The organism is Spirosoma pulveris, assembly GCF_054781875.1.
This window is the reverse complement of the sequence record NZ_BAAGTO010000013.1, coordinates 33,345-46,620: the sequence shown is the minus strand read 5'-3', so window position 1 is coordinate 46,620 and position 13,276 is coordinate 33,345. Positions and strand designations below refer to the sequence as shown.

At 51.5% G+C, this 13,276-nt stretch carries 10 protein-coding genes; 2 read left to right on the top strand and 8 right to left on the bottom strand.

Going from position 1 to position 13,276, the window contains the following annotated elements; all coding sequences use genetic code 11:
* Nucleotides 1-74 precede the first annotated feature (74 nt).
* A complete protein-coding gene (locus ACYVJM_RS27500) occupies nucleotides 75-2,114 on the top strand; it encodes a M13 family metallopeptidase (protein WP_461151428.1) in 2,040 nt (679 codons plus the stop codon).
* A gap of 263 nt (nucleotides 2,115-2,377) precedes the next feature.
* On the opposite strand, the gene ACYVJM_RS27495 is transcribed toward ACYVJM_RS27500, so the two are convergent.
* Nucleotides 2,378-3,541: a spore photoproduct lyase family protein gene (locus ACYVJM_RS27495; protein ID WP_461151427.1), complete on the bottom strand. Its 1,164-nt coding sequence runs from the start codon at nucleotides 3,539-3,541 to the stop codon at nucleotides 2,378-2,380.
* A gap of 242 nt (nucleotides 3,542-3,783) precedes the next feature.
* On the opposite strand from ACYVJM_RS27495, the gene ACYVJM_RS27490 reads away from it, so the two are divergent.
* Nucleotides 3,784-4,272: a DinB family protein gene (locus ACYVJM_RS27490; RefSeq protein ID WP_461151489.1), complete on the top strand. Its 489-nt coding sequence runs from the start codon at nucleotides 3,784-3,786 to the stop codon at nucleotides 4,270-4,272.
* 45 nt (nucleotides 4,273-4,317) lie between these two features.
* On the opposite strand, the gene ACYVJM_RS27485 is transcribed toward ACYVJM_RS27490, so the two are convergent.
* From ACYVJM_RS27485 to serA, 7 genes are all read right to left on the bottom strand, one after another.
* On the bottom strand, nucleotides 4,318-5,622 hold the full coding sequence (locus ACYVJM_RS27485) for an enolase C-terminal domain-like protein (protein ID WP_461151426.1): 1,305 nt from the start codon (nucleotides 5,620-5,622) through the stop codon (nucleotides 4,318-4,320).
* Between the two features lie 14 nt (nucleotides 5,623-5,636).
* Nucleotides 5,637-6,764 carry a mannonate dehydratase gene (locus tag ACYVJM_RS27480; RefSeq protein WP_461151425.1) on the bottom strand — a complete coding sequence of 376 codons (1,128 nt, stop codon included), beginning with the start codon at nucleotides 6,762-6,764 and terminating at the stop codon, nucleotides 5,637-5,639.
* A gap of 64 nt (nucleotides 6,765-6,828) precedes the next feature.
* Complete coding sequence (locus ACYVJM_RS27475) at nucleotides 6,829-8,274, bottom strand: GntP family permease (protein ID WP_461151424.1); 1,446 nt, start codon at nucleotides 8,272-8,274, stop codon at nucleotides 6,829-6,831.
* A 44-nt stretch (nucleotides 8,275-8,318) separates the two neighbouring features.
* Complete coding sequence (locus ACYVJM_RS27470; protein WP_461151423.1) at nucleotides 8,319-9,092, bottom strand: HpcH/HpaI aldolase family protein; 774 nt, start codon at nucleotides 9,090-9,092, stop codon at nucleotides 8,319-8,321.
* A gap of 222 nt (nucleotides 9,093-9,314) precedes the next feature.
* Nucleotides 9,315-10,010 carry a hypothetical protein gene (locus tag ACYVJM_RS27465; protein WP_461151422.1) on the bottom strand — a complete coding sequence of 232 codons (696 nt, stop codon included), beginning with the start codon at nucleotides 10,008-10,010 and terminating at the stop codon, nucleotides 9,315-9,317.
* Between the two features lie 159 nt (nucleotides 10,011-10,169).
* A complete protein-coding gene (locus ACYVJM_RS27460; protein WP_461151421.1) occupies nucleotides 10,170-11,261 on the bottom strand; it encodes an aminotransferase class V-fold PLP-dependent enzyme in 1,092 nt (363 codons plus the stop codon).
* A 66-nt stretch (nucleotides 11,262-11,327) separates the two neighbouring features.
* Complete coding sequence (gene serA / locus ACYVJM_RS27455; protein ID WP_461151420.1) at nucleotides 11,328-13,232, bottom strand: phosphoglycerate dehydrogenase; 1,905 nt, start codon at nucleotides 13,230-13,232, stop codon at nucleotides 11,328-11,330.
* Between the last annotated feature and the right edge of the window lie 44 nt (nucleotides 13,233-13,276).

Genomic DNA, 13,276 nt, shown 5'->3' with positions numbered 1-13,276 from the left:
AGTGGAGTCGACCTGTACGAGATAGTTATATTTACACTCAAAATTACCAATTCCACTGCATTTACAAACCCTGTATGAACACCATCCCAAAAATTCTGTTGACGGCGCTCTCTATAGTCGCTGTGGCCGCCTGTCAGCACAAAGAAGAAACCACGAGCCGGACATCATTTTTCGACAAGTCTGGAATGGACACCACCGTTAGCCCCGGCGATGATTTTTTTACCTATGCCAATGGGAAGTGGGTGAAAGAAACGAAAATACCTGACGATCAGACTGGTTGGGGCTCTTTCAATACCTTGTATGAGGAGAATCTGCAAAAAACGAAATCCATCCTGACCGAAGCCGCCGAGGCAGGCGCCAAGGCTGGAAGCATAGAACAGCAGGTGGGTGATTTTTATGCCAGTGGACTGGATACAACAACAATTGATAAACTCGGCTACGAGCCGCTGAAAGCCGAACTGGCTAAAATTGAGTCGTTAAAAGATTATAAAGAAGCATTGAATTACCTGGCGTCCAGCCCGAGTAATCCGGGAGGGAAGTTCATCGGGTATTATGTAGGTGCCGACGACCGGCAGAGCGACATGAACCGAATCAACTTTGGTCAGGCGGGGCTCAGTTTACCCGAAAAAGACTACTACACCAAAACCGATGAGTCGACGAAGAAGATCCGGGCGGCCTTTCTTAACTACGTGGCCAAATTGTTTACGCTCGTGGGTGTAGATTCGGTTTCGGCCAAAACGAAAGCCAACACAATTTTAGCTCTTGAAACGGCCCTTGCCCAGTCGCATAAGGAGCAGGCCGATTTACGTGATCCGGTGGCGAATTATAACAAACTTGCCGTTGCTGATCTGACAAAACAAATGCCGAACCTCAACTGGAGGACGCTGCTGAATGCCATGAAACTGACCAGCGTTGATACGGTGCTGGTGGGCCAGCCCGGCTACTATAAAGCGCTGGATAAAGCCTTGCCAACGTTGCCTATCAGTGAACTGAAAGACAAACTGGTTTTTGATCTGCTGGACGAGAATGCCCGACTGCTCAGCCAGCCCTTCGAACAGGCCAAGTATGAGTTTTATGGCCGTACGCTCTATGGTCAACCTAAACAGGCAGACCGCTGGAAACGGGTTACCCAATTTGTTGACCGCGGTCTGGGCGAAGCGCTGGGCCAGTTATGGGTGAAGAAGTACTTCCCGGCCGAAGCCAAAGAGCGCATGCTCACCCTGGTGAACAACCTGCAAAAAGTCTATCGGGAGCGGATCGAAAAGCTGGACTGGATGGCACCGGAAACTAAAAAAGTAGCGCTGGTTAAACTGGACCGGTTTGTAAAGAAAATCGGCTACCCGGATAAATGGAAAGATTATTCCGACGTGACGATAAAACGCGATGATTTTTACAACAACGTACAACAAACATACATCCATCAGGTAAAGGAGGATTTTGCCAAAATCAACAAACCCGTCGACCGGGCCGAGTGGATGATGACACCGCCAACGGTAAACGCCTACGCCAATCCCACAAACAACGAGATCGTTTTTCCGGCGGGTATTCTGCAATTCCCGTTCTTCGATAAAGACGCCGACGACGCGATCAATTACGGTGCTATTGGAATGGTCATCGGCCACGAAATGACGCACCTTTTCGACGATCAGGGACGCCAGTACGATGCCAACGGTAATCTGCGCGACTGGTGGACCAAAGCCGACGCCGAGCGATTCAATACAAAAACGCAGGCCGTTGTCAATCAATACAACAACTTCACGGTGCTGGATAACCTGCACCTGAACGGTCGCCTGACCCTGGGGGAGAACCTCGCTGATTTAGGCGGTATCACGCTTGCTTATCAGGCATTCAAACTGACCAAGCAAGGCCAGGGCAACGAAAAAATCGACGGTTTTACACCCGATCAGCGGTTCTTTTTGGGCTTTGCGCAGGTCTGGCGGACCAAAGTTCGTGACGAATCGTTACGTGTTCGGGTGGCTACCGATCCGCACTCGCCGGATAAGTTTCGGGTAAATGGACCACTCACTAACTTCGCCCCGTTCTACGCGGCTTTCAACGTGAAGCCGGGACAAAAGTTATTCAAGCCGGAAGTACAGCAGGCAAAAGTTTGGTAATGAAAGATCAAAGAACAGTAGTTTAAACTACAAATCTGTTTAAACTTTTATAGATGGTTGGTAATAAGGGCTTTTGTCATTCCGACGCAGGAGGAATCTTCGGTAGTAGGTTAGTTTTTTGTCCCTACTAAAGATTCCTCCTGCGTCGGAATGACAAAAAACGCCTAAATCATCTTGAAAAATAAAAGTTCAAACAGTCTCGCCATATCTCCAAGATGTGGCGTTTAAAACCTAGTCCCCAGTTCTACGAACAAGCTCAGTATTCAGGTCCAATACAAAATCGGCGCTTTGGGGAAACGCTTCGTCCATTGGGCGTAGAAAAAGGCTTTCATTTCCTTCATCTCTTCGGGCCGGTACACGTACTTAGTGCCCCCGAATTTATTCCGCTTCTCGGAGCGCGTGGCCTCGTCCATATCCAGCGAGGTGTTTGGGTACCACTGTAACAGTATGTCTTTCGAGCCGGGGGTGAAACGGTGGCTGATGAACTCAACATTCATATCGACCGCTTCGCCACCCTGAGCAAAGTCCAGTACTTCGGCTATTCGATCAAGTAGGGCGGTGTAATGTTCGCGCCAGGCCGGAATGGGCATGATGGGCGCAATGACCAGCCCGATGGGGTAGCCGCCACCACCCTGTTCTTTAGGCATTGCCAGCTTGCGGATACCCTGAAGTCGGGCTTCGACGGAGGCTGTTCCCCCTTCGAGACGACGTGCAATCGCGTCGGCGTTGAGACTGACGCGGGCGCGGGTATGGCCGTTATGGGGCAGGCTTAACAAACTATCTACCTGGTCGTACTTCGTGACGAAACGTAATTCCGCCATTTCCCGTGTGCCATAGTACCGGATGCACTCGGCCATGCTCCCGGTCAGGTGCTCGATCCCTAAAACATCAGTATAGCAGCTCACTTCGAAGGTAGTCGGGCGGCTTGCACCATCGGAGCCCGTTGCCGAACTCTGCCAGGTGCGATTAGGTGGATAAGTACCTTCGTACGTGGCCGTATGAGCCAGCATTTTAGGCAGATTGGCGTAGGCCCGCACAACAGGCGGTCCGGAAAGGCTACCGGCCAGATAACAATACTGACAATGGGCCGGACACCCTTCGGCCAGATTCATCTGCCAGTCGGCAGAGGGCGGAATGGGCTGAAGTTTAAATGCGCCGGGAGGGGCATTAACAATAGCCAGGGTGTTCTTGGCGTTACGGTACGTCTCGCGTTCGTCGGCGCCCCGCAAGCCTGTAATCCGGTTATTTTTGGCAATTTCGATAGGAAGATCGATGGCTGAGATTCGCTCGTACATCGCCTGACCAAAGGGTTCAGTAAGAGCATCGGCAGTGAAGATGACCCGCTTGGGCATCCAAAGGCGGGCCGATCTTGTCAGTGGTTCAGGAATGGAAGTGGATACGGGCGTTGCGGTTAGTTCAGGTATCATAACGGAGTAGAAAGGGTAAAATGGCACGTTTTAAACAAACTCAACCATCTGCATTTATAACAGATAAATGAGCAGGATGAATCCCTGATAAGTGAATTAATTTGATCGTTAATCGCCTGATAAGTAAGTGTTTATATATTTGTTTTTGTGTGACGGGTGGCTACGCCCGTTGTTCAATAACCGATCACTCCGCTATTTGAAAATACCGTATGGAAGCACCGGAAATCAATATTCAGGATTAACTGCGAGAGGATTACGCAGCGTTTATAAAGTGGGCTGATTCACTCTCCGACGAGCAGTTTATGGCACAAGCCAATGGGAAATGGTCTGTGGCTGAAGTCATGCAGCACCTGTATTTGTCGGCCCGTCCGGTAGCCCGGCTTCTGGCGGGGCCGCGTGACGTATTCAGGCAATGGGGAAAGCCGGAAACGTCACCCAAAGGCTATGACGAAGTTGCATTAAGGTATAAGACTATATTGCGTACGGGAGTGAAAGCGCCCGGGAGTATGTCGCCCCGATTAGAAGATGTTCAGATCGGGCGCAGGGATATGGTAAAGCGATTTGAGGGAATTTACATTGACTTGATTCGGGCCGCTGAAAGCTGGTCCACTCACGAACAGGACGATTACTGTATTCCACATCCCGTTCTTGGCAAATTATCGGTGCGGGAAATGCTTTATTTCACGAGCATCCACACGCAGCACCATTTGGAGTTTTTGAAAGCCCAGTAGTACCGACCGGGACGGTTCGACGGTTCGACGGTCGGTACTACAACTTCACCAGCGTACTGACTGAAATTTCCAACCCGGCTGTACTTTCTGCATTTCTATTTCATCGTCCCTTTTGGTTAGCCCGCAAGTTAGATAGTTCTTGTGCAGTCGGGCCAATGCTTCGCGGTCCAGCTCGACGCCCAGACCCGGTTCCTGGGGGACAGGCACGGCCCCTTCCTCAAACGTAAAGCGTCCGGCGGTGATAACTTCATCGGATTGCCAGGGGTAATGTGTGTCGAGCGCATAGGGTACCCGGGGGAGGGCTGCGCCGAGATGAACCATTGCCGCCAGTGAAATGCCCAGATGGCTATTGGAGTGCATCGACATGCCGCGCCCGAACGTCTCGCAAATTCCCGAAAGTGTCATAGACGACCGAAGGCCACCCCAGAAATGGTGGTCGCTCAAAATAATATCTTCGGAGCCGAGGGCGATGCTGTCGGGAATATCCTCGAATGAGGTTGTACACATGTTCGTTGCCAGGGGCGTTTTTACCGCTTTTCGGACTTCCGCCATGTTTTTTTGCCCCCGAACCGGATCTTCAAGGTATTCGAGAATCGGCTCCATCTGACGCCCATGCTTAATGGCGGTTTCAACGGTCCAAAGGGCATTGGGGTCCACGCGCAGGGGAACGTCCGGGCCAAAAGCCTCGTACAGAGCAAACATCGCATTGACTTCCTGCTGCGGTTCGAACACCCCGCCTTTAAGTTTGATAGACTGGAACCCGAACTCCGCACACATTGCTTTGGCTTGCGCCACAATTTCGGTGGGGTTGAGGGCACTGGCCTGCCGGGCGGCTGCCCATCCCTGCGCGGCCGGGTCCGTACCAAATTCCAGCGGCCCGCCAGCACCTTCGTATTTGTAAAAGAGATAGGCCGAAAAAGGAACCCGGTCCCGCATCTTCCCGCCCAGCAAATCCACAACCGGACGCCCCGTAACTTTCCCGATAATGTCGAGGCAGGCCACCTCAATGGCACTGAAAATATGCACCAGTTTTCGCTGGTCCCAGGGGGCTTCTCCGCGTTGGGCGGCACTCTCCGTCCCGAACCGGTTTATAAGCACCTGCCTGATTTCGTTGAGTTGAAAGACATCCCGGCCAATGAGCAGTTCTCTGGATTCGTTCAGGGAGGCATCAATGGCGGCATTTCCTGGTATTTCACTGATCCCCGAAATGTTGTCGTCCGTAATAATCTCGACAATAGTTCGCAGGGCATAGGGTGCGTGCAGCCCGGCCGCGTTCAGCAGGGGAGGGTCGACAATGGCAATGGGGGTAATGGTGATCTGATTAATTTTTGGACCCGTTCTGGTATGCATTTTTGAGTAACGTGTTAGAGTGCTTCGTCGGTAATGGTTTGCAACAGCCCTTTAATGTAGCCGTAACAGAAAGAAAAAGCCTGTAAATCGGCGGCTTGATCGGCGTGGTGCGGTACGTGGTCGGGCATAACCATGCCGGAATAGCCCACATCGCGCAGGGCACGAACAACGTGCAGGAAATTCATGTCGCCATTGTCAGGGTACACTTCCTGAAAGTTGTTCCAGCCGCCTTTAATGTTCCGCAAATGAACGTTGAAAATCTGGTTTCGCTCACCCACCCATTTAATAATCGGCATAATTTCGGTTTTCGGGTCTTTCAGCCCTTCGGCAATGGAGCCGATACAGAAATTGAAACCGTGGTATTCGCTATCGTACAGTTTCGCAAACCGCTGAATACCCTTAAACACGTCCGGGCTGTTCCAGCGGCTGATACCCCGGTAGCCGATGGGTGTTGGCGGATCGGCAATGTGGTTGGCCAGCTTGACCTTATACTCTTTAGCGACCGGCAGAAGGCGGTCCAGGAGGTAGGTGATACGCTCGAACATCTGCTCGATGGATACGTCACCGGCTACAGTTTTGGGCGCATTTTGCTTCAACGCTTCTTCGTAATTCCATGTGCTGTAAATGGCATTGCCCCGCTTCGGATCAACCGTTTTACCCGTACGCAATACCGGTAGTATGGTTGTATTATAGTTCAGTACCTTGATGCCCGTCTTTCCGGCCACCTGAATCATCTGCTGAAGAATCTCGATTTCCCGGTCGCGTTCGGGGCTTTTGCCCAGCATGATATTCGGGTACTCGGCCTTATCGATGCCCGAAGATGCCAGCGGAAAGTGATAGGCGTCAAGGCTAATGCCGTATTTCTCGCAGGTGTCCCGCTTGCGCATGGAGTCATCGAGATCCCAGCCTTTCCCGGCAATGGTTTTGGGTGCGCCCCCGTCGATATTGAAAATACCATGCCTGGCTTTAAACTCCAGATTCTCGATGGTCGTACCACCCGACTGGCAACCCGCTTTCATCAATACTTTTTTCGGACGTTCAGGTTTTTGACCCGCGTGTCCGGCCGTTACCGACTCGGCACCGAACGTGGCAGCACCCACGGAACCGGCCGTCAGGGCTTTAATAAAGCTTTTACGTTTCATTGGCGTAAACAGGTTTAGACTGACTTGCTCGTGAAAAAAATAGGTTCGGCAGATAGAAGCTTTGTCAAACAAGTGGAAACAGTTGGGCTCCAATCATAATAATGAAGAGGCCCGTAATTCCCATGACCACCAGCAGGGGCGAGATGGTTTTGAGCGCTTCCTGCTCCGTTAAGTTGCTGAGCTTACAGATAATCCAGAAGCCGGCATCGTTCATCCACGGCACCAGTTTCGAGCCGCAGCCAATGGCCAGACCGAGGTAGAGGGGATGAAATTCAAGGTTCGCATTACCGGCCATCCCCGACAGAATACCCGATGCCGTAATCAGGGCCACCGTAGCCGATCCCTGCGCCGTTCGGACGACGGCCGCGATGAAAAAGGCCATTGGAATCAGCGCCATCTGATACTCTTTGGTCATATCGGCAATGCGGGCGCTGATGCCCGTTTGCTGGAGCATACCGCCAAAGGCACCCCCCGCAGCTGTAATCAGGATAATACCGCCCCCACTGAGTAACGCTGCCTGAACAAACGGAGAAAGCCCCTCTTTGCTCCCCTTTTTCTCTCGGGCCAGCACAAGCAGGGCGGCAATGCCACCGGTTATAATGGCGATGTTCTTATCCCCGAAAAATTTGATCAGGTTCACCACCTTCATGCCCAAAGGCGAGGTCGTCAGCGGTGTGCCGGGCGTTGCCATGGCGGTGAGGGCAGTGTCGGCACAGATAAACACCAGTGGAATCAAGACCGGCAGCAGGGATAATCCCAGCCCGGGCAGATGCATTGTCTCTTTAGCCGCGATAGCTTCAATATCGACCAGCCGGGCATCCAGCGAATCACGCAGCGGAATCGGCCATTTTTTGTTCGCCCAAAGGGCAAAGAAATACCCGGCGGTAATGGTAAACAGGCCAACGATGGTGCCGCCAACCATCATCATGCCGATGGGAATGTGCATTTCGCCGACCAGAAATAAGGGCCCCGGTGCGGGGGGGACCAGCGAATTGGCCATAGCGGCACCCGCCATGACGCAGAGGACGAGCAACAGGTAATTTTTGCCGATTCGGAGGGTCATGGCTTTGGCCAGGGGCATCATCAGGAAAATGACGGTGTCGAAAAATACAGGTATTCCCAGAAAGAAACTGCTCACCAGAAATGCAATGGGGGCCTTTTCAATACCCGTCAGCCGCAGTACTGAACGGATTATCCGTTCGGCGGCACCGCTCTCCAGCATGCATTTGCCGATGATAGCGGCCATGGCAATAAGGATGCCTATTTTAGCGCAGGTGTTGCCAAATTCGGTGGCGATGCGTTCGCCAATGCCTTTTTTAGACAGGGCCAGCGCGGCTGCAGGCGCGGTACCCTTGGCCAGCGCGAATTGTTCGATGGCGGAAGCCGGGGTTAATAACGCCACGACGAAAGCGCCGAGTAAGAGCGCCAGAAAGGGGTGGAGCTTCAGGCCAATGATGCCGCCAACGACAATGATTACGCCTAAGACCAGGATAAGTAAGGGGTCAGTCATTCAGGAAAAGGTAAAAGTTAGGAGGGGGTAGTCTACTCAAATTCTTATCTGTAAACGGCTCTGAACCCGTCCAGCTTTTTAGCCAGGTTCCGGGCACCGTCGGCAACAAAGGTGGCATCGGCTCCGCAGGCGATCAGCCGGATGCCGAGGTCATGGTATCGCTGGTAATCGTCAGGATTAAAGAACAGAATACCGGTGGCTTTGCCCGCTTTCTGGGCGGCATTGACCGTTTCCTGCAAAGCTTCCTTGAACCGGGGGTGATCGAATTGTCCGAAAATGCCCAGTTCCATCGATAGGTCGGCGGGGCCGATGAACAGCACGTCGACGCCGTCCATAGCTGCCACTTCATCGAGGTGATTCAGCACTTCGACCGTTTCAATTTGCACCACCCCCAGAATCGTATCCCGCGACTCTTCATAATACTGGTTAAAGTTTTGGGCAAAACCCGTTGCCCGTACCATTTTGGCCACTCCACGGCTGCCATACGGGGGATAGTGAAGCCCATTTACGACTTTTTGTGCTTCGGCCGGGCAGGAGATTTTGGGGCACATAATTCCCTCAGCGCCCATGTCGAGTACCCGATGAATCCGCTGGCTTTCGGCACTTTCTACCCGAACAATAACCCCGGCCTTGGTATGCTCAAGGGCCTGTAGCTGATACAGGGCATCTTTCTCAGAACCGGCTCCGTGTTCGAGGTCGATGAGTACCCAGTCAAAACCGGCTTGTCCAACGATTTCGGCGGTGAGCGGACTGCCCAGATTCAGCCAGCAGCCGTTGAGCGTTTCGCCTTGTTTAAGTCGTTTTTTCAGATTCTTCATGGCCACTAAAGAAACAACCCCGGTAGCTTTACTTTATACGAGATTTGACTGATATACAGGCAGGGAACGCATTCCGTGTTTATGTGTTGGAAAGCCGTTTTGTACCGACTCGAGCGTACAAAAAAAGGACAGGTTATCAGTCCGTTTTTGTCGACTGATAACCTGTCCTTTTTCGTAAAATGAAATGCTGATAAACCTGCCGATATGGCTTTTTAGTGTTTTTTACCGCGCTAGCTTAACACCTTTTCCGGCTACACGCCCGAAATAGTAGTTTACACCAATTTTCAGGCGGCCCCCTTTACCCCGGCTAACGGTTGGGTCAATTTTGTTGTAAAAGCTGCTTTCGTACGAAACCTCGGCACCCAGGCGGTGCAGAATCCAGGCCATCACACCAATTTCAAGGCCAACGCTCGTGTACTTGTACTTGGTATCGGCAGGAACGTTTTCCGAAAACTCCCGACCACTGTTTAAGCTGGCACCAACGAAGCTGCTGATCCGCGTACGGAAAGGATAGTATCGTGCAAACGCGCCCACCTGACGAGCATGGTATTTGTTGCCCACCAGCCGGTCGGCATCATAGCGTAGTCCTGCTGCGAAGCCCGGCTGGAAGAAATAGCCGATCCGTGAATTGAAGGCCAGATAAACCTTCCCGTCGGTAGCACCCATGCCTAGGCCACCACCCAGAAAAAGGTTGTTTGGCTGGAACCAGCTTAACTGATTCGCCTGCTGATAACTAATGGATTTGTCGATTTCTTCCTCCATTTTCTCACCCGCTTCGTTGGCTTTCTCACGAACTTCCTGTTTCGTTTTGTCGTCAACCAGCGGTTTTTCTTCCTTGGATGAGTCGGGCCTATTCTGAGCCATGCCCGTAATCATCAGGCCCATCAGGAGTGTTGAGGTTGTAAGTAGTTTCTTCATCGTCGTTGAGTTAATAATCCTTTCAATACTGTCCTATTAACCATACAACCCCCATAAGGTTTGTTTATACAGTTTGCCATTTAGGAATAGCGCGCAAAAAAAGAACGCCCTTCCCAATCCGGAAAAGGCGTTTTATAAAGCTGCCGGGCGCCAGTAGTACTATTTCTTCAACTCCTCAATTAATGCTGCTACCTGTTCGATGGAAATCGCCGGGAAGTTGGCAATCCGAATTTGAGAATCCTTGAATTTACCGTACCCACTGCCCACAATCATATTAACCGCTTTTGTGGCAGCCATAAGATCGGCTGATGATTTCGGCTTGTCGGGTGTTCCGGTGGTTGCCACGATAACCGTCTGCGAGCGATGGCGTTCCTGACTCACAAAAGGAGACAAGGTGTCAGAAGTTTCCAGGAATTTATAAAGCATCCGGGCCTTCTCTTCCGTCTGCTTCCGCATGGTGTCTATACCAATCCGGTTAAAATCTTCCGCAATCTTGCCCAGAATGTAAATGTACAGAACGTTGGGTGTGGCGGGTGTTTCGAACGTTTTGTAGTGCTTCCAGAGCGTGGGCAGCGTGTGGTGCGCACCAATCGTAAGTGACTCGTTCTTTTCCAGACGCTCAGCTTTGGCCAGACAGTTCTGGCTGGCAATCCAGACGCCCAGACCGGCGGGCATACCAAATGCTTTCTGAACCGAGAAAAACGCCGAGTCGATCAGGTTAAAATCAAGGTCGGGGTAGGGGGCTGATGAAACGGTGTCTATGCAAAATAACTTCTTTGGATACTTCCGCTTCAGTTTATGCATTTCGCTCGTTCGCATCTGCACACCCGACGACGTTTCGTTATGGGTCAGGCAAACCAGTTCCGCATAGGCAGGAACGTCTACATCAGCGGCATCGAATCCTTCGCCGAAGGGTTTTTCCAGCACATGCGCGTGTTTGTGCAGCGCGTTGGCATAATCGTAGAATTTCTGAGAGAACGATCCATTCACGAGGTGAAAACTCTCGTGCTCCACGCAGTTGAGCAATACCCGTTCCCATACTTCCGAAGCCGAGCCGGTAAAGAAGATACCATGCGTTGAGGGAATGCTCAGTAACGTCCGCAGTTGTTCATCCGCAAACTTATAAATGTCCCGAAACTGCTGACTTCGATGCGAAATCGAGCCAATCTGTTCGTCCATAGCCGTTTGCAGGTGTTGATAAAACGTTGGGTATAACTCGGCCGGGCCAGGCGTAAAGTAGGTATTTTTCATTTTTGAACGAGTGAAAGAGCGAACGAGTGAAAGAGCACTCGTTCGCTCTTTCACTCGTTCGCTCTTTTAGTATAATAGTCGGAACTTGATTGTGTTGTCGATGCCTTTGAGTTCTTCCACAACTTCGTCGGCGTATTCCTTGGCCACATCGGTAATCACGTATCCGATTTTCTCGTTGGTTTTGAGGTACTGGCCGTGAATGTTGATGTGATACTTGGCGAAGATGGTGTTCATTTTTGCCAGAATACCCGGAACGTTGGCGTGAATGTGCAGCAGGCGGTGGGCGCCTTTTAACAGTGGAAGTTGCAGCTCCGGGAAGTTTATACTGCCGTACGTACTGCCATTGTTAATGTATTCGAGCAGTTTTCCCGGTACGAAGTTGCCGATATTGGCCTGCGCTTCTTCTGTACTGCCGCCAATGTGGGGCGTCAGAATAACGTTGGGCTGGTTACGCAGCGCACTCATAAATTCTTCGTTGTTCGTCTTTGGCTCCTGCGGGAATACGTCCACACCTGCACCGGCAACTTTACCCCGTTCAATGGCGTCGACCAGTGCCGGTATATCCACGATATGGCCGCGCGACAGGTTCAGGAAGATAACGCCGTTTTTCATCAGCCCGAACTCCCGGTAGCTGATCAAATTTTTATTTTCCTTCCGGCCGTCGGTGTGCAGGCTGATAATATCGGCGATAGACAGCAGCTCGTCCAGCGATTTGCATTTGCGGGCATTACCCAGCGCCAGCTTATCGACGGCGTCGTAGAAATACACTTCCATGCCCAGGGCTTCGGCCACCACCGATAGCTGCGTTCCAATGTTGCCGTAGCCCACCAGGCCGAGTTTTTTACCCCGTACTTCAAAGCTATTCTTCGCCGATTTATCCCAGCCGCCTTTGTGCATCATGTTGCTCTTGGGCACAATGCTCCGAATCAGCATGATGATCTCGCCGATGGCCAGCTCCACCACCGAGCGGGTGTTGCTATAAGGGGCGTTGAACACCGCAATACCTTTATCTGTGCAGGCATCGAGGTCGATCTGATTGGTACCGATGCAGAACGCACCAACGGTCATCAGCTTGTTGGCATGCTCCAGCACGCGGGCTGTTACGTTGGTCTTGGAGCGGATGCCCAGGATCGATACGTCACGAATGGCTTCGATCAGTTCATCTTCATCCAGTGCTCCTTTGCGAATTTCGACGTTAAATCCTTCCTGCTCAAAGAGTTGAATAGCGTTTGGATGAACGTTTTCGAGGAGCAGCACTTTAATGCGGCTCTTCGGGTATGACTGGCTGCGGCTCAAGTTGTTGTGGTACAGAAACTCATCGAGTGAAGGTGCCACGTGGTCGGCATGTTCGACAACACGCGGGCGCAGTACATTTTCCGTGAAGGCATAAAAGCGATTTGCCAGCCCGGATGCTTTAATTTCATAATCAGTGTAGCCATCCCCAATGACATACACTTCACCATCGAGATTCAAGTTCCGAATTACCTGCGACTTTCCACCGTTTGCCGATAGTGGATTTTGCGGGTCGAAGCCAACAATCGCCCCACTTTCATCAAACTCAAACGTATTGGCAAATACATTCTCCGCCCGAATGCCCAGCGAGGTAACTATCGGTACGATAAACTCTTTAAATCCGTTGGAAACGATGTAAATCGAGTCGGCATTTTCGGACAGAAATTGCTTGTTCCGCTGAAAGGAATCCGAAATTTTTCCCATCAATGTTTCGATCAGAACGGGCAATTGACTTTTGTGGGCTTTCAGCAGGTGCAGCCGTAACTTGAGAGAGTCGGTAAACGAAATTTCGCCCGACATGCCGCGGTCGGTTATTACCTTAATTTCATTCAACACATCATCACGGTCCGGACGACCGGTGAGTGAGATTTCGCCCAGCACGTCAAGCGCTTCAACCTTTGTAAAAGTGCTGTCAAAATCGATGATGTAGTACGTCTGTTCGAGTGGTTTGGTGAGCATCAGATGAATTAGCTATCCCCAACTAAACGTGGGGCAATGGGTGT